Raw genomic sequence first — 21,238 nt, forward strand, 5'->3', positions numbered from 1 at the left:
GAGCCTTCGCAAAAGCGTGCAAGGCGAATGTTGCGCCACAAGCTTGCTTGCAGGCATCATCTTCGAGGAGACTAGTAGTATTCGTCATTGCGTACCCACCAAGGAGAAAATCAGTCATATTTGAAAGCGACCGTCACCCCGAACCCCGGAGGGGTTATACGACACTTGTCAATTTATTAACTTAATGGAGTTATCCTCTATGTGGATATACGACACTTGGTAACTTTGTTACCTTAGTGGAGTTATACTCGAAGTGTAGAAGCAATCCTTTCCCGCTGACAAGATTGCCACGTCGCTACGCTCCTCGCAATGACGAGGTGCCAGCAAGAATTGCCACGGCGGCGCATCCCTGAAACTAGGAATCTCCGATTCCGTAGTTGAAGTATCCCTGCAAGGGACAATTCGCCTAAAGGAAGCAGAGCTTCCAAGGCTCATGGGGCCTTGCACAATTCGCCTAAGGGAACAAGTTCCCAAGGCTCATGGGTAAGCGAGCACCTCGCAGTCTGCGAGAAGAAATTCCCCTTGTGAAAAGAAGTTCTTGTTTTAAAGAAGAGTTTACTTTGTGAAAAAAAGTCCCGTCTGAAAAAGAGTTCACCTTGTGAAAAAGAAATTCCCGCTAGAATAAATGACCAGCCTTCGTCACGACGAGAAGAACGCAAAGCGGCTGGAAAGCTCTTCTCCCAACTTTCCACTTCCCTCTAACCACTAATCACTAGTCGCTAACCATGGTTCGACAAGCTCATCAACCGGTCCCTGAGCCTGCCGAAGGGTGCTAATCTCTAACTTTTTTCCGCGCGGATGACGCCGAATTTCCCTTGAAAATAAATGCAGTCCACGATTTGAAATCCACTCTCTTTTATCCAGTTGATTTCCTGCGAAACGGAACATTCCCTGTCGAGTTTTTTCCGTTCCATCCAGCGGCAAAATTCTTTTTCGGACAAGCCGGAAGCCCGGATTTGCTCCGTCCAATATTTATCCGTCTTTCTGTGGATTGCATCGTTTTCCGAGGAAAACTGGTCGTAATTTACAAAGACGCCTCCCGATGGAAGGGAGTCAAAAATCATTTTGAAAAGCGACTTTTTTTGAGCGTGTTCCAAATGGTGAATGGATAAAGCGGAAATGACCAAGTCGGGCGAACCCGATGGCAATTTTTCCGAGTAATCCGCAATTTCGTATTTCACATTCGGCATTCCGGCAAAACGTTTTTTCGCCACATCCATCATCTCTTCGGCAAGATCAACTAGGACATACGACGATGTGGGAAAATGCGACATCCAAAAAGATGGTAAAATTCCCGTTCCGCTTCCCAAGTCAAAAATCAACGAAGGATTTTTATCCAAGGATTTCGCCACGAAGTCGGTGGATGCGATGTAATAATCGTCAAAACACGGGATGAATTTTCTGCGGTTTTCGTCGTATTCTTTGGCGATTAGATTAAACTGTTCCCGAATGTTCATTTAAAACCCATACAATGGCATTTTGAATTCGTGTAAAATATATTCTTTGTGCATTATGCCGTCAATTCGCAGCATGCATCGGTCGATTACAGGGGCCTTTTTTGCCGCTATACTTATCGCTTGGATACACAAAAACGCCCCGCAGATCGCGGGGCGTTCCTATGCTCTTTAGAAAAGGCTATCCAATAAAGAACATTTCTCCGTAGCCCGGAACCGGCCACTGGGATTCGGGAACAATCCGTTCCAGAGCATCCACGTGCTTGCGCACGCTCAGCATCCCTTCCAGTTCTTTCGCCGTATCCGCATTGTCAATAGCGGCTTCCAACTTTTCGATTTCCGCCGTGAGAGCTTCTACTTCATCGGCAGCATTCTTTGCCAATTTGGAAACTCCCGAGTGCGCAAATTCCGAAAGAGAGGACGCCGATTCCGCAAGTTCCACAGCGTAGGAAATGCTTTCCGGAAGGAACATCGTCTTCGCCATCTGACAAGCGCAATTCGCTTCGAGAGCGACAACGGCTTCGTATTTTTCCTTTTCTATGACGTAACGGCTTTCCAGTTCCACTTCGGAAAGAACGCCGTAGTCCTTATACAACTTGACCACCTTCGGATCGCGATACGCTTCAATCGCGTCAAGCGTCGTCTTCAGGTTCGGAAGGCCTCGGCGGGCCGCTTCGGCTTTCCATTCTTCACTGTAACCGTTTCCGTCAAAGAGAACCCGCTTGTGTTCCTTGATTTCCTTTTGCAAGACGGATTGCAGGGCAGCATTAAATTCCGTACCCTTCGCCGTCAGGGATTCAATCTGGTTCATCACATCGTCCAAGGCCCAAGCGACAATCGCGTTCAATGCCGTATTCGCCGTGGAGCAGCTCTGTTCACTGCCAACGGCGCGGAATTCAAACTTGTTGCCGGTAAAAGCAAATGGACTTGTGCGGTTGCGATCGGTCGCGTCCTGCGGCAGTTTCGGGAGAGTGGAAACGCCGATTTCGATTTCCCCGCCCTTTTTAGAAGACGAAGGCGTACCTTTTTCCAGCTGGTTGATGATGTCGGTCAGCTGATCGCCGAGGAAGATGGAAATAATCGCCGGAGGCGCTTCGTTCGCGCCGAGACGGTGATCGTTGCCGGCGCTTGCCACACTGGCCCGGAGAAGCGGAGCGAAAGTATCGACGCCCTTGATGATCGAAACGAGAACCATAAGGAACTTCGCGTTTTCGTGCGGAGTCTTGCCCGGAGAAAGCCAGTTCTTGCCGTCGGGCCCCGTAATGGACCAGTTGTTGTGCTTGCCGGAACCATTCACGCCATCGAAAGGCTTTTCGTGAGTCAGGCAGACCATGCCATAGCGTTCCGCCACATTCTGCAGCACTTCCATCGTCAGCATATTGTGGTCCGAGGACAAATTCTGCTCTTCAAAAACCGGAGCCAATTCGAACTGCGCCGGGCTGACTTCATTGTGGCGAGTCTTGGCGGGAACGCCGAGCTTCCAGAGTTCGCGATCGACTTCCGCCATAAACGAAAGGACGCGATTCTTGATTTTACCAAAATAGTGGTCTTCCAACTGCTGGTGGCGAGCTGGGCGAACGCCAAAAAGCGTGCGACCGGTCTGAATCAAATCCGGACGCTTGCTGTAAACTTCGGCATCGACCAGAAAATATTCCTGTTCCGGTCCGAGAGTGGCGAACGGGCGTTCCGAGCCTTCAATGCCAAAAAGCTTCGCCACGCGATGAATCTGCTTGACCAAAGCCGTCTGCGAGCGAAGAAGGGGCGTCTTCTTGTCAAGCGCTTCGCCATGATAGCCATAAAAGACGGTGGGAATGCAGAGAACGGCAACGCCGTCATTGTTCTTCTTGATAAAAGCGGGAGACGTCGGATCCCAAGCCGTATAGCCGCGAGCTTCAAATGTGGCGCGAAGTCCTCCCGACGGGAAGCTGGACGCATCCGGTTCGCCCTGAGTCAATTCCTTGCCCGAAAAGGAAGCGACAACGCCGCCCTCGCCATCGGGATTGAAAAAGGCATCGTGCTTTTCCGCAGTCGTGCCGGTCAGCGGCTGGAACCAATGCGTAAAATGCGTAGCACCATGATCCATCGCCCAGGTCTTCATGCCTGCCGCCACTTCATCCGCAATAGACGGATCGAGGGCGGAACCGTTCTTCATCGTGGCGAGAAGGCTTTCGTAGGTCTTGTGTGAAAGATACTTCCCCATCGTTTTCGCACTGAAGACGAGGCTGCCGAATTCATCTTGAATACTCACTGTGTACTCCTTATGGTTGTTTGCCCGTTCTTTTGCAAGAACCATGCCAATTCATCAAATAGGCAAAATTTCAAAAATTTCACAAAAACAAGCAAACAAACCACACTTTTTTGTCTTTTTTGTAGATAGAATATAGCAAATCTGTCGCGTTCTTTTTGAAATTCTCCAAAATTCCCCAAGCTGGCTCGATAAACAAAGCTCCCGGTTTCTAAAAAATTGTCCAAGAGCTTTACAAAATTGCAACAAATCGTTTTCGCTCGCAAGTCTTCCTTGTCAAACGTCAATCTAAAGCGAAGTCGATTCTCGTTACAACACGGACTTTTTTTATCGTAGGAGTGTTGTCGTCCCTATCCTCTATGGAAAAAACGCCTTGAGACGCTTCTCGGATGTTGCCGATTTTGCTCTGCGAATCCTTGGCGAAATTCTCCGCCGCTTGGCGCGCGTTCCGGGTAGCCTCCCCTATCATTTCCGGCTTGATGTCATTTAAACCGGTAAATTCATAACGGGCAAATCCCGAATTGACAAGAATCTCTTTCCCTGCAAGGACGGCAACTTCCATTTGAAGGTTCCGCACCAGTTCCACTTTTGACGATGCGACGGTAATCGTCGAGGTCATGGTGTAGCGAAATTCGGGACGTTTGCTCTGATCCCGATAGCGGTCCGCATAGGCATCTTCAATGCTTTGGGCGTCAACCGTAATATCTTCCCGGGGAAGCCCCTTTTCCATAAAGAATTGGACGATGATGGAATCCTTTTCCCGTACTTTGTGGTAAAGAGGGACAATTTCATTGCCCAGTTCCGAAAAACTGACCGACCAGAAGACCTTGTCGGCAGGAACTTCCCGCTCCGCCAAGCCGCGCACCGTCACGGAACGATCTTTATTTATCATTCGACAAAAACCGTTATAGGCAAGGATTCCCGAAAAAATCACCGCCACCGCAAGAATCAGGGTTTCTTTAATTCGACTATGCATTTACTTCTCCTTTTTTGAGTTTTCACCATCGCACAAACAGGCAATCTCCGGAAGCGCACGATATTTTCCGGCGTAATCCAGACCGTATCCGACCACAAACCGGTTTTCGATGGTAAAACCAGCGTAGTCCACGGCGAAACCGACTTCTCGACGGCTGGGCTTGTCCAGCAGGGCGCACGTCCGCACCGAAGCCGCTCCGCGGCGGGAAATTTCTTCCGCCAAATTTTTCAGGGTATGTCCCGTGTCGAAAATATCATCGACCAGCAAAACGTTTTTGCCCGCAATGTCCAAGTCTTCCAATCCGTTTACCGAAAAAGAAGAGTGTTCCGTCCCATTGCCATAACTGCTCGCCCGCACAAACTGAATCCGCAAATTCGCAAGACGCATCGCCCGAGCCAGATCCGCGACAAAAATAAAGGAACCGGTCAAAACGCCGACAAGCACTTCGACCTTTTCCTTTTCGAAAATTTCCTGCGCCAGTTCCGTGACTCGCGCCTGCAAGACTTCGCAGGAAATCAAGGTTTTCAACCGCATCGCGTTCCCATTATTTATACAGCAAATTCACGCCGCAAAAAATCGCGCGCATATTCGCCTTGAGAGTATCGCTAGAAACACCGCGGCCTTCCACTTCCCTGTCCCCGACTTTCAGCACAATACGGCTGAGCCCGCGACCCGCCCACAGCTTGTCCTGTTCAGGAACGACCAGCTGACGATATTTGACAAGTTCCACCGGCATTCCGATTTCCCGCATCAGCATCATGGCCGCCTCAATAGGACCTTCCGCCATCACGGACTTGACCAGTGCTTCGCCATCTTTTTTGAGGCGGAAAATAAAGCGGTTTTCGTCCGGAATCACTTCGATGTTGTTGAAAATCAGACGACCGTTCACATTGACCATCCGTTCGCGGAAAATGTCAAGAACGCGATCCGCCGGAAGTTCGCCTTCCTTTTCGCTGACGACCTTCAAGACTGGCTGCAAAGCCGCAGCCTCGGCGAGAGAAAGTTTATAACCGAATTTAGTGATAATCTCGTACACGGCAGTCCGACCGCTCTGACTGGTAAAGCTCAACGAATCATTCTGCGTTCTGCCGATCATGGAATAATCGATAGGACGGTAAGCACCCTTCTTCATTCCTTTCGTCTTGCTTGCGCCATCCTGATGGATACCGCTACGATGAACTATAGCTTCCGCGCCAATCAACGGAGCCCGACTGTAGATGCCGATTCCGGACCATTGCGAAATGAGAATCGCCGTTTCATAAATCCGTTCGAGATGAATGTCCACAGGCGTTCCCGAATTGGCCAGAGCGACCGCCACTTCATAAAAATTGGTATTACCACAGCGCTCGCCCAGTCCATTCAATGCGACTTCCAGCTGGGTCGCTCCCGCGTAGAAGCTTTCGACCGTCGCCGCCGTCGCCATGCCCAAATCATTATGACAATGTACGGAAATCGTCACGTCTTTCGGCAAGGCTTCGCAGACTTGCTTGACCTGATTGACATACAAAAACGGACGATAGCGTTCCACCGTATTAGGCAAATTGATTGTCGTCGCCCCGGCGTCCACGACGGCTTTCAATTCATCGATCACAAAATCCATATTTTCAAGACAATCCCCAAAATGCTCCACGCTGAATTCGACATCGCCCTTGTCGCCCACCAGAGACTTGGCGAGTTTCACGCAAGAGACCGCGCGCTCTTTCACCTGTTCCGGAGTCATGTGCAACACATATTCCATAGAAAGCGGGCTTCCCGCCAAAAAGATGTGGATTCTGGGATGCGGAGCGTATTGGATGGCTTCCCAGCACCGCTGAATATCGCTGGGGATGCAACGTGCCAAGCCGGAAACCACAATTTTCTGCGCCTCTTCATTCCCTTCTTTCGCCATTTGCGCTGTCAGCATCGCAAGTTCCTTGCACGATTCAAAGTCCATTTCGGAAGATGCCGGAAATCCGACTTCGGCACCTTGGACGCCGAGTTTCAAAAGCTGCAAATACACGTCCTTTTTCTGGGCGTTGTTCCAGGGATTCGGAAGGGCCTGGTTGCCATCGCGCAGAGTCACGTCATAAATAAAAGGTTTTCTTTGATTTTGTTTCGATTCCATTTTGTTCTCCTTGCCCTTCGCATTGACGAAAGCATGGCGTATTTTTATTCAAAAATAACAAAGCCCGCGTCAATGAGAAGCAGGCTGTCGTGTAAACAGATATGTAAAAAGCTCGCTTCAGTTAGAGCGTCCCAATAGAAGGCTAGAAAGTTGAAGTCGATTGCTTTTACAATTTTGCATGCCGCTAATATATAAAAATTCATCCATAATGGCAACACTTTTTTTATAATTGTGTTCTCGGGGAGCTGGAACCATCCGGCTGAGAGGAAGGTAGCATCCTTCGACCCAAACACCTGATCTGGATAATGCCAGCGTAGGAGACATCATGATCGGAAAAGTAAACGACGATTTTTTCACCCAATCCATTCTTTCCAAAACCGGCGCCAAAAACGCCAAAGTGCTCATCGGCCCCGCCATGGGCGTGGATTCGGCAATCCTTAAAGTGCCAAACGGCTATATGGCGATAGCGGAAGACCCTATATTCCCGTCGCTCCGGATGACGCCCAAGGATTTCGCCTACGTCACGGTCCACATCGGGGCAAGCGACGTCGCCGTCATGGGAATCAAGCCGCAACTGATGACGTATTCCCTACTTCTGCCGCCGGATACGGACCAAAAGTACATCGCCGAATTGATTTCGGAAATCAGCGCGGAAGCCACCCGACTGGGCATTTCCATTGTGGGCGGACACACGGGATATTACGGAGCGGTAACGTGCCCCACCATCGGCGGAATCACCGTCTGGGGAATCGGTAAAAAATTCGTCTCGCCGCGCGGTGCCAAAAAAGGCGACGACTTGATTATCACTAAAGGAATCGCCATCGAAGCCGCCGCCCTGCTCGGTTTTGAACTCGGCGAAGCGCTTCGGGGAAAACTTGCCGAGCGCGAAATCCGGAAAGCCGCCAAGCGCATTCGTGAAATTTCCGTTGTCAAAGACGCGGAGATTTCCTCGAAATTCAAAGGCGTCCACGCCATGCACGATGCGACGGAAGGCGGAGTCAAGCGCGGAATCTGGGAAGTCGCCGAAGCCAGCGGACTCGGAGTCGTCATCGATGCGGACAATTACAAAATCCCGGCGGACATTCAAAAAATCTGCGCCATATTCGGCCTGAATCCTTGGGAAATCATCAGCGAAGGCACCCTGGTCATCGCCGCAGATCCCAAAGATACGACAAAATTGCAAAGGGCTCTCGCCAAAGAAGGCATCCCCAGTGCCCGCATCGGCAAATTCACCGCCAAAAAATGCGGGAGAAAATTCATTTGGAACGGCAAATCCGAAGACTTCGTTCCCCCATCCAAGGATTTTTTCTGGGACGTTTTTTTCCACACCAATGAGATTCTTTCCCAAGGCGACCTTCGGAACGGACTTTCCGAAAACGACAGGCTGTGCAGAAACTTGAACGCCACCATCGAATCTTTAAAAGCGGCGAACATCTACAAAATGCTTCCCGAAATTGGAACCAATATCGGCTACACCGTCCACGGAAATACCAACGAAGACGTCTGCGCGATTCCCGGTCGCCTTTTCCGGGTGGACAACGAAACCTGTTCCGTGCGCGAAGCCAAAATGGGAATCAGCCAATACATGGCGGGCACGCTTCTTGCCATTCGGAAAAAATTTCCCCAGGCCCAGTGCGTCGCCAACTTCCGCAGCAACGAAAAAATTCTGGCCGCCGTCAAAAGCAGCAAATTCCACACCGTCGCCATGCCCACTCCAAAGGATTACTGGCAACGCGGAAACGACTACGACCGCGATCTAGAAAGCGTTCTGAACCAGACCGACAAAATGCCGGACGTCATCACCATTCCCGACCGGATCAATCTGGAAAAATTGATTCTTGTGGTCGGCTCCTCCTTGGAAGACTTTGAAAAGAAAGTTCTGCAAATCCACAATCGCATTTAAACGGAGACGCTAAAATGAAAAAATCCAACTATCTAAAATTATATCTGGTGACCGATTCCGGGCTGGCACTCGGCAGATCCGTCGAAAGCGTCGTCCATGAAGCGGTGCGCGGAGGCGTAACCGTAGTCCAACTGCGAGAAAAAGAAGCGTCCTCTCGGGATTTTTACAACACGGCGCTTCGGGTCAAGGAAATTCTGCGAGGCACGGGCATTCCCCTCATCATCAATGACAGGCTGGATATCCTCTTGGCGGTCGATGCCGACGGCCTGCATATCGGGCAAAGCGACCTCCCTTACGAAGTCGCCCGTAGAATTCTGGGCCCGGATAAAATTATCGGACTTTCCTGCGACAACGACGAACAGCTTTTGAAAGCCAATCAATACGAAGATCTTGACTATGTGGCAGTGCAGGCCTACGGAACCCAGACAAAAGCCGAAGCCGACCACCCGCTTGGTCCCGAAGGCGTTCTCCGTTCCAAACAGCTGACCCGACATCCCCTAGTTGCCATCGGAGGCATCCACTTGGAAAACGCCGCAGCCATCAGCGCAGCCTATGCCGACGGTATCGCCGTCGTTTCCGAAATCATGAGCGCGGCTGATCCACAGAAAGCGGCAGCGAATTTGCTCCAAGAATTCGAAAAAGGACGAAAATAAAAAACGCTTTCCAACTTTCTTCACCGCTCAACCGTTTCAAAATGAAACGTTCGATGAAACGAATCGCCTTTTTACTTTCATTTTGCGCCGTTTTTAATGGAAAATCAAATTGGCACGATTCTTGCATACTTCCGAGCGGTTGAAAATTCAACAACGAGGTAACAACTTTATGATTAAGCCACTTGCAGACAGAGTTCTCATTGAACCGGCCCCGGCCGAAGAAAAGACCGTCAGCGGTCTCTATATTCCGGACAACGCCAAAGAAAAGCCCATGCAGGGCAAGGTGATTGCGGTTGGCCCCGGCAAAAAGGACGAAAACGGAAAATCCATTCCGATGGAAATCAAGGTCGGCGACCAAGTTCTTTACGGCAAATACAGCGGAACGGAAGTTTCCGTCGAAGGCAAGGATTATCTGATTGTCCGTGAAAGCGATGTATTCGCGATTCTTTAACAGGTAACAAGTTTATTTAGGAGAAGACAAAATGGCAAAGCAACTGAAATTTGATGTCGCAGCCCGCGAAAGTTTGATGAAAGGCGTTGACCAGCTCGCCAATGCGGTCAAGGTCACTCTCGGTCCCAAAGGACGCAACGTGATGATTGGCAAATCCTACGGCGCACCGACCGTCACTAAGGACGGCGTTTCTGTCGCCAAGGAAGTCGAACTTTCCGACACATACGAAAATCTCGGAGCCCAGATGGCGAAAGAAGTCGCGAGCAAGACCAGCGACACCGCCGGCGACGGTACGACAACCGCAACGGTTCTCGCCCAGGCAATTACCCGCGAAGGGCTTAAGAATGTTGCCGCCGGCGCCAATCCGATGGACATCAAGCGCGGCATGGATGCGGCCGTAGCCGCCGTCATCGAAAAACTCGACAAGATGGCCGTCAAAATCAACGGCAAGGAACACATCGCTCAAGTAGCGACCATTTCGGCAAATAACGATTCCGAAATCGGAGACTTGCTCGCTGACGCCATGGAAAAAGTCGGCAAAGACGGCGTGATTACTTTGGAAGAGTCCAAGACCGCCGAAACGACCCTCGAAGTTGTCGAAGGAATGCAGTTTGACCGCGGCTACCTCTCCCCGTATTTTGCGACCAACACGGATACGATGGAAGTCAATCTGGAAAACCCGTTCATCCTTCTTTATGACAAGAAAATTTCTTCGATGAAGGACCTTCTCCCGATTCTGGAACAGGTCGCCAAGCAGGGCAAATCCCTTTTGATCGTCGCCGAAGATGTCGATGGCGAAGCTCTCGCCACTCTCGTCGTGAACAAGATTCGCGGAACGCTAAAAGTCGCCGCCGTTAAGGCTCCGGGCTTTGGCGATCGCCGCAAGTCCATGCTTCAGGATATCGCGATTCTCACCGGCGGTGCCCTCGTTTCCGAAGAAACCGGCGCCAAGCTGGAAGACGCCCCGATTTCCGTTCTCGGTCGCGCCAAGTCCGTAACGATTACCAAGGACAATACGACCATCGTCGAAGGCGCAGGCGATGCCGCCAATATCAAGGCGCGCGTAAACCAGATTAAGAAGCAGATCGAGACGACCACAAGCGATTACGACAGAGAAAAACTGCAAGAACGCTTGGCAAAACTGGCTGGCGGCGTAGCCGTCATCAAGGTCGGCGCTGCTACCGAAGTCGAAATGAAAGAAAAGAAAGACCGTGTCGATGACGCCATGCACGCGACCCGTGCCGCTGTGGAAGAAGGCATTGTTCCGGGCGGTGGCGTGGCTCTCATCCGTGCGGCCAATGCTATTGACGCACTCAAGTTCGACAATGCGGACGAACAGACCGGTGCGAAGATCATCCGTCGGGCGATTGAAGAACCGCTCCGCCAGATTGTCAAGAACGCGGGTCTCGAAGATTCCGTGATTGTGAACAAGGTGAAGGAAGGCAAGGATGGCTTTGGCTATAACGCCAAGACCGACGCTTACGAAGACCTGATTCAGGCCGGCGTCATCGATCCGACAAAGGTGACGAAGACCGCACTCAAGAATGCAGCTTCCATCGCTTCGATGCTTCTTTCTACCGACTGTGTCATCGCCGAAAAGAAAGAAGACAAACCGGCTCCGATGCCGCAGGGCATGGGTGGCGGAATGGGCGGCATGATGTAATCCTTACGGATTCTGTCCGATTCTAGACAAGGCGTCGCTCAAGCGACGCCTTGTCGTTTTTAAATGTTTCAAAATAGAACGAATTTTTCGGGAAACGACGTTTTTTCAGCACAAATAGCATTGGCATACATTTTGCTTTTACTTATACACATTCATACAAAACGCACCATTAAAAAGGCAAATCATGTCCGAAGAAAACAAAACACAAGACCCTCAAAACGACGACATTATGAAAGAGGCCGAAGAAATTCTTTCTTCCGAACCCCAAGACGAAGTTTCCCAAACGACGCCCGAACCATCTGCTGCGGAATCCACAGCAGAAACTTCTCCAGAACAACCTGCGGAAGAAAAGGCTCCCGAATCTCAAGCGGAAGCCGAAATCGAAAGCCTAAAATCCCAGCTGAACGAAAGTAAAGATCGTTATGTGCGTTTAATGGCGGAATTTGACAATTATCGCCGCAGGACGGCCAAAGAACAGCTCGACATCATTGAAACGGCAAATGCCAAGCTCCTTGAAAAGCTCTCCGAAGTCCTCGACAATTTCGAACGGGCGTCCCATCCGGATAACAACAAGCAGAAAGACTACGATTCCTTTGCCAAAGGAATCCAGATGATTCACGACCAGTTTGCAAAAATCCTTTCCGATGCAGGACTAGAACAGCTTGATCCTGTTGGAGAGCCTTTTGACCCGAACATTCATGAAGCCCTGATGAACCAGCCGTCCGATACCGTGCCCGAATCCCATGTCGTGCAGGTTTTTCAAAAAGGCTACCGGCTGAAAAACAAGCTGCTCAAAACAGCCAAAGTCATCGTTTCTTCCGGCCCCGTTTCAAAATGAAACATTTTCAAACGAGTATGGCGAAAATGAATGAATTTCAACACTTTGAAAAAATGGCACAATTTTTGCTTTAATAGGCGCAGAAAATTAAAGGAGTATCTACAATGAGTAAGATTATCGGTATTGACCTCGGAACGACCAACAGCTGCGTTTCTGTCATGGAAGGCGGCAAGCCGGTCGTCATCGCCAATGCGGAAGGATTCCGCACCACCCCGTCCATTGTCGCTTTCGGCAAAAACGGCGAGCACCTGGTTGGCCACGTGGCAAAACGCCAAGCTATCACCAATCCGGAAAACACAGTCTATTCCATCAAACGCTTTATGGGTCGCCATGCAGGCGAATGCAGCGAAGCCGAAAAACACATGCCCTACAAACTCGTCGGTTCGGGCAACGATCTGGTTCGCGTGAAAATCGGCGACAAGGAATTCGCTCCGCCAGAAATTTCCGCGATGGTTCTTCAGGCGATGAAGAAAACCGCCGAAGACTACTTGGGACAGCCGGTAACGCAGGCGGTTATCACGGTTCCCGCCTACTTTAGCGATTCGCAGCGCCAAGCGACGAAAGATGCCGGAAAAATTGCCGGCCTAGACGTTCTCCGTATTGTGAACGAACCGACAGCTGCCGCGCTCGCCTATGGACTGGATTCTAAAAAGAGCGAAAAGGTCGCCGTGTATGACTTGGGCGGCGGAACTTTCGATATTTCCATCTTGGAAATCGACGACGGGATGTTCAGCGTGAAAGCGACAAACGGCGACACGATGCTCGGCGGCGACAACTTTGACGAAGTGATTATCGACTGGATCAACGAAGAGTTCAAAAAGGAAAATCCTGGCATTGATTTAAAGAAAGACAAGATGGCTCTGCAACGTTTGAAAGACGCCGCGGAAAAAGCCAAGATCGACCTGTCCGCAACGACTTCGACCAATATCAACTTGCCGTTTATCACTGCGGACGCAACCGGCCCGAAGCACTTGGACTTGACCCTTACCCGCGCCAAATTCGACCAGATTACGGCTGACCTTGTAGAACGCACCATCGGTCCCTGCCGGAAATGCCTTGAAGATTCCGGTTTCAAGCTCTCCGACATCGACGAAGTGATTCTGGTCGGCGGATCGACGCGTATTCCGGCTGTGCAGGCCAAAGTCAAGGAATTCTTTGGCAAGGATCCGAACAAGACCGTAAACCCGGACGAAGTCGTCGCCATCGGCGCAGCCGTTCAGGGAGCCGTCCTTTCGGGCGATTCTTCGGTCAAAGACGTTTTGCTCCTTGACGTCACCCCGCTTTCCCTGGGCATTGAAACCCTCGGCGGCGTGATGACCAAACTCATCGAACGCAACACCACGATTCCGACCAAAAAGAGCCAGGTTTTTTCGACGGCAGAAGACAACCAGTCCGCTGTAACCATTCACGTGCTTCAAGGCGAACGTACCTATGCCCGCGACAACCGCACCCTCGGACACTTCGACTTGACAGGCATCAGCCCCAAGCCGCGTGGAGTGCCCCAAATCGAAGTCACATTCGATATCGATGCGAACGGCATTGTCCACGTTTCTGCAAAGGATAAGGAAACCGGAAAGGAACAATCCATCAAGATTACCTCTTCCAGCGGACTTTCCGAAGAAGATATTGAACGCATGAAGAAAGACGCCGAAGCCAATGCCGAAAAGGACAAGGCCGACCGCGAAAAAGAAGACGCCAAGAACAAGGCCGAACAGATCGTCTATCAGGCGGAAAAACAGCTCAAGGAAGTCGGCGATAAAATTCCTGCCGACACCAAGAGCCAGCTTGAAGCCGCGATTCAAGAAATCAAGGACAAAAAGGACAACGGTTCCAAGGCCGAAATCGATGCCGCAGTCGAAAAGCTGCAAAACATGCTCGGTTCCATGGCGGGAGCAGCACAAGGAGCTCCGAATGCGGGAGCCAGTGCATCTTCCGCTCCGAACAGCGGCGCTCAGGCGGGTAAAAAAGACGACGGTCCTATTGACGCCGACTACACCGTTGTCGATGACGACAAGAAGAACTAATGTTTTTCATGACGTAAAAAACTAGAGGATTTTTCCTTCTTCGGGAGGGAAAATCCTTTTTTACTCATTTCCATTTGTTTATATCACATTATTAATGTGATTTTCAAAATATTCATATTCCAAAGGCAAAAAAGAAGAGAGTTCCAATATGGCCGAGAAACGAGATTACTACGAAGTCCTAGGCGTTGCTAAGAACGCCAGTGCTGACGAAATCAAGCACGCATACAAAAAACTCGCCATCAAATACCATCCGGACAAAAATCCGGGAGATAAAGAAGCGGAAGAAAAATTCAAAGAGGCTGCCGAAGCCTACGAAGTTCTTTCCGATTCAAAAAAACGCGCCCAATACGATCAGTTCGGACACGCCATGCCAGGTGCCGGCGGCGCTGGAGGATTCGGCGGTTTCGGCGGCTTTGAAGACATCTTCAGTCAGTTCGGCGATATTTTTGGTGGCGGATTCGGCGGATTCCGTTCCTCTCGAAGCGGCGGCAGGCAAGGTCCTCCACGCGGTCAGGATTTGCAAATCAAAATTGCGCTCTCTTACAAAGAAATTCTTTCCGGAGCCACTAAAAAGGTTCGCCTAAAAAGATACGCCCCTTGTACGGAATGCGCGGGGAAAGGTGGAGAAGGGGTAAAAACCTGCCCCACCTGTCATGGTACAGGTACTATTCGCCATGTCACACGCTCCTTTTTCCAGATGGTAAGCGAAACGACCTGTTCCGATTGCGGCGGCACCGGTGAAGTCATCGCCAAACCTTGCGTGCATTGCCACGGAGAAGGGCGTATTCTCGAAGAAGAGACCATTTCGATTAAAATTCCTCTAGGCATTTCCGAAGGGCAGTATCTGAAACTTCGCGGCGAAGGACACTGCGGTCCGCGCGGTGGAGCTTCGGGGGATTTGCTCGTCATCATTGCAGAAAAAACAGACGATTTTTACACCCGCGAAGGGGACGATCTGCATTGCTCTATAGACATTCCCGTCTATAAGCTTGCGCTAGGTGGGACCCAACGGATTCCGACCCTAGACGGCAGCGAGGTTTCCATCAAAATCGCCGCCGGAACTCAGCCCGGAGCCATTTTCCGCCTGAAAGGGCAAGGACTTCCTCAATTAAATGGAGGCAGCAACAGTCGCGGCAATCTTTTTGTCGAGGCAAAAGCATTTATTCCAACAGACCTTTCGTCGAAAGAAAAAGATCTTTACAAGCAGCTTTCTGAAATCCGCAAGGACAAGGACACCGCCAAAGACGATTCCCTGCTCGAAAAGGTGAAAGGACTCTTCTCGTAATATTTTTCTTTTCTTTCAGCCGCTTCAATTGGCTTTCTTTTTGACGAAAGAACAGTGAAGGCGTTATGAAAGTTAAAATTTTACCTCAACCCGATGATGTTACGTGCGGACCGACTAGTCTGCATGCCATTTATCATCATTTTGGTTACAATATTCCCCTCCCCAAACTGATTTCCGAAATCGAAATGCTGGAAGGCGGCGGAACCCTCGGCGTATTTTTGGGCTTGGACGCCTTGCGTCGCGGTTTCAACGCGACCATCCATTCGGTGAATTTGCAGATTTTCGATCCGACCTGGGTCGATTTGTCCATGGACGAACTGCATCAGAAATTGGAATTGGAATTTACCGCCAAAAAAAAGAACAAACTGCGAATCGCCATCAAAGCCTACTTGCGCTTTATCGAGGCGGGCGGCATCGTTTCCCTTAAAGATTTGAAGCCCGGGCTTCTGGACCGCTATTTCAAAAAAGACATTCCGGTCATCGCCGGCGTTTCGACGACATTCCTCTACCAGAGCAAGCGTGAATACACGAATGCGGAAAACATGTCCGTTTTCGACGACATTCACGGAGAGCCGATGGGCCACTTCATCGTCATCTACGGGGAAAACGAAGAGAAAAAATTCCTTGTCGCCGATCCCGACCACACGAATCCCATAGCCCACAACAATTATTACGCCGTAGAACGCAATCGCCTTGTGCACAGCATTCTTTTAGGCATTCTCACTTACGACAGTTTAATCCTAGCCATCCAACCCAAGAAGATATGAAAAAAATTATCGTCGTCAATAATCCGAAAAACTGGAAGTTACACGTTCCCGAAGTGGAAATCGTTTCCGCCAAGGATTACTTGACAAATACCAACTACACGAAAATGCGCAACCTGCGCGTGTTCAACCTTTGCAAAGACTACAGCTACCAGAGCAAGGGCTACTACGTTTCTCTTTTGGCGGAAGCCCGCGGGCACAAAGTGATTCCCAATGTAAAAAGCATTCGGGATTTTCGGGCTCCGGCGGTCGTCAAAAATATCACCGATGAAATCGACGACCTGATTCAAAAAAGCTTGAAGAAACTTTCCGGCACAGAATTCTCGCTCTCCATCTATTTTGGCCAAAATGTCAGCCCGCAGTACCTGGAACTTTCGCAGGAACTGTATCGATTGTTCCAGGCTCCCCTGCTGCGCGCCCACTTCGTCTTTAAACAAAAATGGTTCATCCAGAGCATTCGCCCGATTTGCGTAAACGAAATTCCCGATTCCCACTTGGCTATGGTGGACCAGTTTGCCAAAGAATATTTTGACAAAAGCCGCTTTGGAGCCGCGCACACGGATGAATATCTGTATGACCTGGCCATTCTGGTGAACCCCGAAGAAAAGGAACCGCCGTCCAATCCCAAAGCGATTCAAAAGTTCATCAATGCGGCCGAAAAAACGGGATTCCGAGTGGAGCTCATCACCAAAAAAGACTACCACCGCGTGGGGGAATTCGATGCGCTGTTCATTCGGGAAACGACAAATGTCAATCACCACACTTACGCTTTCGCCAGACGCGCGCAATCCGAAGGCATCGCCGTGATCGACGATCCGGACAGCATTCTTCGCTGCTCCAACAAAGTCTATTTGCAAGAACTGATGACCGTCGGAAAAATCCCTGCGCCGCATACCCTTATCGCCCACTCCGAAAATCGCAAGGAACTTTCCAAGGAAATCGGCTTCCCCATGATTTTAAAAGCGCCGGACTCCAGTTTCTCCATGGGAGTCGTCAAGGTGAAAGACGAAAAAGAATTGCAGGAACAGCTGGATAAAATGTTCGAAGGCAGCGATTTGATTATCGCCCAGGAATTTACGCCCACGGATTTCGACTGGCGAATCGGCATTTTGGATGGACGTCCTTTTTACGCTTGCCGCTATTATATGGCCAAAAACCATTGGCAAATCTACAACTGGAATTCGCAGAACAAAGACGACGTGTGCGGGCTTTACGACTGCGTCCCCTTGGACGAAGTGCCTCACGGCATCATCAAAGCGGCATTGCGAGTTGCCGCGCTTATCGGGAACGGGCTTTACGGCGTGGACCTGAAAGAAGTGAACGGTAAGCCTATGGTTATCGAGGTCAATGACAACCCGAGCATCGACGACGGCGTCGAAGACCAGCTCGGCGGCGAAAAGCTTTACCTGACCGTGATGCACTCTCTTCGTCGCCGCATCGAAGAACGGCTGAATCTGGCACAGCAACGACTGCTGCAACACCACGGTATCGATTCCTACATTCTGTAAGGAGGCTTTATGAGCAATTCCCCTTGGCATATTTTCGAACGGTTCGGCTTGGAACTGGAATACATGATCGTTTCCCGAGAAACGCAAAAAGTCATGCCCCGTGCGGACGCCGTTCTAGGCAAAGATGAAAAAGGCGAAAATCTTTCCGACGTAGAACACGGAGAGGTCGGGCTTTCCAACGAACTCGTTTCCCACGTTCTGGAAATGAAATGCGCGGAACCCGCCAGCTGCTTTTCGGGCTGGAGCGAATGCTTCCATCATGAAATTCTCGAAGCGAACAAAAAGCTTGAATCCATCGGGGCCGAATTGCTTCCGACGGCAGCGCACCCTTTTATGGATCCCTTGACCGAGACCCAAATCTGGCCGTATGAATGCAACGATATTTACGAAGCATACAATCGGATTTTCGACTGCCGGGGACATGGCTGGGCGAATTTGCAATCCACGCATCTGAATATTTCATTTCATGGCGACGAGGAATTCGGCATTCTTCACGCAGGCATCCGCCTTTTACTGCCTTTGATTCCTGCCATTGCCGCATCCAGCCCCTATCTGGACTCCCACTTCACGGGTTACAAGGATGCGCGCATTGAAACCTACCGGCACAACCAGGAAAAAATTCCGAGCATCACAGGCAAAGTCATCCCGGAAGCCGTATTCACCGAAGCGGACTACAATCGGCAAATCTTTGAAAGGATAAAAAAGGACATCGCACCGTTCGACAAAGAAAAATTGCTGAATCATTTCTTTTTGAACAGTCGCGGAGCCATCGCTCGCTTTGACAGAGGTGCCATTGAAATTCGCCTGGTCGATATTCAGGAATGCCCCGCCGCGGACGTCGCCATTGCGGAATTTGAAATGGCGATTCTTAAATCGCTTGCCAAGGGCGTTTTTGCAAGTCAAATGGAACAGCGCGAAATCGGCACGGATGAATTAGCCAAAATCTTGGAAGCGACAGTTCGCGAAGCCGAGGACGCCAACATCGACAATGCACGCTATCTGCGCCTCTTTGGAGTACAAGCCGAATCCATCCGGGCATCGGCATTGCTAGCTGAACTCTTTGAAAAAGTGCAATCCGAAATTTCTGCGGACTCGCAAAAAATTTTGTGCAAAATTTTAAACCGCGGAACCCTTGCCAGCACCATCTTGCGCAAACTCGGCGATTCGCCGCGCCACGAGGATTTTGTAACGGAATACGCCAGACTCGCCCACTGCCTTTCGGCAAATACACTTTATGAATAGGCTCCTGTTCCTGAGTTGCGAGCACGCATCCCGAGCGATTCCCCGCAACTTGTCTTTTTATTTTCAAAATCCCGAAGCGCAAAGACTTTTGCCGACGCATCGCGGTTACGACATCGGAGCGGCGGAAGTTTTTCGGAGACTCGCCCAAATACTCCAACCGACATACGCCACCGAAGGAAGCTATTCCCGACTAGCCATCGATTTAAATCGCAACAGCAATAAAAATCATCGCTACTCCGCATTCACCTCTTCGATTTCGCCTGAAGCCAAAAATTTTCTGGAAAACTATTTCGACAATTATCGAAACGCTTTCTGGGAAGCCGCTTCCCGCGAATTGCAAAAACAAAACGACACCCAGATTCTCCATCTTTCCATCCACAGCTTTACGCCCGTTTTGAATGGAGTCGAACGCAATGCGGATTTCGGGCTGCTTTATGACCCGTCCAGAAAAACGGAATCCGCATTCGCCGCCAGCATGAAAAATCATCTGCGGGAAAATCGCGCCGAATGGCGCATCCGATTCAACTATCCCTATCTCGGAAAAACGGACGGCCACACGACCGCCCTGCGGAAGTGCTTGCCTCCCGAAAAATACATCGGCATCGAATTGGAAATGAACCAAGCGCTTTTTCAACGTTTTGATTCCAGAGAAATCGCCGTCTTTTTAGCAGCCGCAATCCAAAAAAGCTATTTTTAAGTTCTATGAATTTTCAGAAATTTTCCGCCACCATTTTCCCGCTGCTCCTTGCACTTTTGCTGTTTGGCTGCGCCGCTTCCCAAAAAATGCAGGCTGCCAATATTTTGCGACAGTGCAAAGTGGAAATCATCGGTGCTTCGCTGGACTCCATCAACTTGGATTTGGAAAAAATTATCGGCAAAGACGAGAAGCCCCTCGGCGGCATCCTCCCCAATCCCAAACAGATTCTTCTGATTCAAAACATCGCCAAAGGAAACATCCCCGACAGTCTGGGCACTCTCCATTTTGCATTCAGAGCCAACGTGAAAAATCCCACGAGCGACACGATATGGCTGCGTGCAGCCCAGGGTTCCGCACAATTGGACTCTCTAGTAACCCTGCCTTTGAATTATGCGGATTCCGCCATCGCCTTGTCGCCGGGAGATTCCGAAATCCAAATGCACTCCCGCTTGCCCATCGACAAGAACATTTTGAAGATTTTCACCGCCGATACTTTGAAAATCCAAGGCGAACTGACCTTTGCGCTATCTCCCGACGGCGACCCGATTTCTTTTTCCATCCATCAAAGGAAAATCATCCAGCCGGAAGAACGAACCGAAATCATCGATCGGGTTAGAACCCAAATTCTTTCCACCCTGACCGATTCTTGGGCTTCCGCATTTCGCCCGTAATTTTCTACTTTTCTTTCGTGATCAAAATATTTCGACACATTCCATGGATTCTGCTGTTCGCTGTTTCGGCGTCCGCACTGGATCGCATTTGGGATACCCGCTACACATTCGGTCCGGAATTCATGACCCAGGATCGCATTTCCTTGGGTGCTGGATTTTACACCAATTATCAAGAAGACGGCTATCTGCCGCTCAATGCGCAGCTCGCCATCAACGATTACATAGAGATTGGCGGCAAGTTGCTGTTTGACACCGAAGACGACTTTGAATCAGTCCAGACTTATTTGGACGTGGGTGCCAAATACCGCATTTTCGAATATTCAACCATCGAAATGGATTTTCTGATTGGCATCGGTAACAGCCGCGGTCCCGGACTCGCTTTTTCCTACGCCAAATTGCAACCGCTATCCCGCATTTTTTCAACGCTTTACGAAGTCCGCTTGGGCTTTTTTGACCGTATCGTCAGCGACGACGGCATCGCCGAATTCGCCTTTGGTGCAACACCCCAGTTCAAATTTACCGAAGCGGTTCTTGCCATGATGGGAATCGAAACTTCGGGAAGCCTGGGAAATATGAAAGACGATTTTATGGTGGATATCGTCCCTAGAATCCAGCTGGGAATACTTCCCAATATGCACATCATGCTGGAAATGGCCATCGGGATCTTGCAGGAAAAGAACAACGACCGAATCCGTTTGGGTACTTACAGCGTTCTCGGATTTTAAAGCACAAAAAATCCGACCCGGAAAACTCCGAATCG

The 21,238-nt window shown here is 50.2% G+C and carries 18 protein-coding genes and 1 riboswitch; of the genes, 13 read left to right on the forward strand and 5 right to left on the reverse strand.

What is annotated here, in order from left to right; genetic code table 11:
- Positions 1-779 precede the first annotated feature (779 nt).
- The 5 genes from B5D40_RS03065 to leuA2 all read right to left on the reverse strand — a co-directional run bounded on the left by B5D40_RS03065 (position 780) and on the right by leuA2 (position 6,779).
- Positions 780-1,457: a class I SAM-dependent methyltransferase gene (locus B5D40_RS03065; protein ID WP_078775725.1), complete on the reverse strand. Its 678-nt coding sequence runs from the start codon at positions 1,455-1,457 to the stop codon at positions 780-782.
- 178 nt (positions 1,458-1,635) lie between these two features.
- Complete coding sequence (locus B5D40_RS03070) at positions 1,636-3,747, reverse strand: glutamine synthetase III family protein (protein ID WP_078775726.1); 2,112 nt, start codon at positions 3,745-3,747, stop codon at positions 1,636-1,638.
- A gap of 235 nt (positions 3,748-3,982) precedes the next feature.
- Complete coding sequence (locus B5D40_RS03075) at positions 3,983-4,675, reverse strand: SIMPL domain-containing protein (RefSeq protein WP_078775727.1); 693 nt, start codon at positions 4,673-4,675, stop codon at positions 3,983-3,985.
- On the reverse strand, positions 4,676-5,209 hold the full coding sequence (gene hpt / locus B5D40_RS03080; protein ID WP_078775728.1) for a hypoxanthine phosphoribosyltransferase: 534 nt from the start codon (positions 5,207-5,209) through the stop codon (positions 4,676-4,678).
- A gap of 10 nt (positions 5,210-5,219) precedes the next feature.
- The gene (leuA2, locus tag B5D40_RS03085; protein WP_078775729.1) at positions 5,220-6,779 is read right to left on the reverse strand and encodes a 2-isopropylmalate synthase LeuA2; all 1,560 of its coding nucleotides are present in this window, start codon (positions 6,777-6,779) and stop codon (positions 5,220-5,222) included.
- A 228-nt stretch (positions 6,780-7,007) separates the two neighbouring features.
- Positions 7,008-7,116: riboswitch (TPP riboswitch) on the forward strand.
- Between leuA2 and B5D40_RS03090 the strand changes: the two genes are divergently transcribed.
- The 13 genes from B5D40_RS03090 to B5D40_RS03150 all read left to right on the forward strand — a co-directional run bounded on the left by B5D40_RS03090 (position 7,105) and on the right by B5D40_RS03150 (position 21,203).
- A complete protein-coding gene (locus B5D40_RS03090; RefSeq protein WP_078775776.1) occupies positions 7,105-8,682 on the forward strand; it encodes a thiamine-phosphate synthase family protein in 1,578 nt (525 codons plus the stop codon). (Overlaps the previous riboswitch by 12 nt.)
- A gap of 14 nt (positions 8,683-8,696) precedes the next feature.
- Positions 8,697-9,335, forward strand: a complete 639-nt coding sequence (gene thiE, locus B5D40_RS03095; RefSeq protein ID WP_073303392.1) for a thiamine phosphate synthase — start codon at positions 8,697-8,699, stop codon at positions 9,333-9,335.
- 169 nt (positions 9,336-9,504) lie between these two features.
- Positions 9,505-9,786: a co-chaperone GroES gene (gene groES, locus B5D40_RS03100; RefSeq protein ID WP_073303394.1), complete on the forward strand. Its 282-nt coding sequence runs from the start codon at positions 9,505-9,507 to the stop codon at positions 9,784-9,786.
- 31 nt (positions 9,787-9,817) lie between these two features.
- Positions 9,818-11,449, forward strand: a complete 1,632-nt coding sequence (gene groL, locus B5D40_RS03105) for a chaperonin GroEL (RefSeq protein WP_073303396.1) — start codon at positions 9,818-9,820, stop codon at positions 11,447-11,449.
- A 184-nt stretch (positions 11,450-11,633) separates the two neighbouring features.
- Positions 11,634-12,287, forward strand: coding sequence for a nucleotide exchange factor GrpE (grpE, locus tag B5D40_RS03110; RefSeq protein WP_073303398.1), 654 nt, complete (start codon positions 11,634-11,636; stop codon positions 12,285-12,287).
- A gap of 104 nt (positions 12,288-12,391) precedes the next feature.
- Positions 12,392-14,311, forward strand: a complete 1,920-nt coding sequence (dnaK, locus tag B5D40_RS03115) for a molecular chaperone DnaK (RefSeq protein ID WP_078775730.1) — start codon at positions 12,392-12,394, stop codon at positions 14,309-14,311.
- A gap of 148 nt (positions 14,312-14,459) precedes the next feature.
- Complete coding sequence (gene dnaJ / locus B5D40_RS03120) at positions 14,460-15,596, forward strand: molecular chaperone DnaJ (RefSeq protein WP_078775731.1); 1,137 nt, start codon at positions 14,460-14,462, stop codon at positions 15,594-15,596.
- Between the two features lie 65 nt (positions 15,597-15,661).
- Positions 15,662-16,363, forward strand: coding sequence for a peptidase-C39 like family protein (locus B5D40_RS03125; protein ID WP_078775732.1), 702 nt, complete (start codon positions 15,662-15,664; stop codon positions 16,361-16,363).
- Entirely contained in the window at positions 16,360-17,868 is a 1,509-nt protein-coding gene (locus B5D40_RS03130) for a RimK family protein (RefSeq protein ID WP_078775733.1), read from the forward strand. The genes B5D40_RS03125 and B5D40_RS03130 overlap by 4 nt, the downstream gene beginning before the upstream one ends.
- Positions 17,869-17,877: 9 nt before the next feature.
- Positions 17,878-19,110, forward strand: coding sequence for a glutamate-cysteine ligase family protein (locus B5D40_RS03135; RefSeq protein ID WP_078775734.1), 1,233 nt, complete (start codon positions 17,878-17,880; stop codon positions 19,108-19,110).
- Positions 19,103-19,807 (forward strand): N-formylglutamate amidohydrolase, encoded by a 705-nt coding sequence (locus B5D40_RS03140; protein WP_073303409.1) that lies wholly within the window; start codon positions 19,103-19,105, stop codon positions 19,805-19,807. Before B5D40_RS03135 ends, B5D40_RS03140 begins: the two co-directional genes overlap by 8 nt.
- Before the next feature lie 5 nt (positions 19,808-19,812).
- Positions 19,813-20,478 (forward strand): hypothetical protein, encoded by a 666-nt coding sequence (locus B5D40_RS03145; RefSeq protein ID WP_073303411.1) that lies wholly within the window; start codon positions 19,813-19,815, stop codon positions 20,476-20,478.
- 17 nt (positions 20,479-20,495) lie between these two features.
- Positions 20,496-21,203 carry a hypothetical protein gene (locus B5D40_RS03150; RefSeq protein ID WP_143394317.1) on the forward strand — a complete coding sequence of 236 codons (708 nt, stop codon included), beginning with the start codon at positions 20,496-20,498 and terminating at the stop codon, positions 21,201-21,203.
- Positions 21,204-21,238 lie beyond the last annotated feature (35 nt).

Origin of the sequence: Fibrobacter intestinalis, assembly GCF_900167415.1 — a bacterium.
GTDB classification, from domain to species: Bacteria; Fibrobacterota; Fibrobacteria; order Fibrobacterales; family Fibrobacteraceae; genus Hallerella; species Hallerella intestinalis.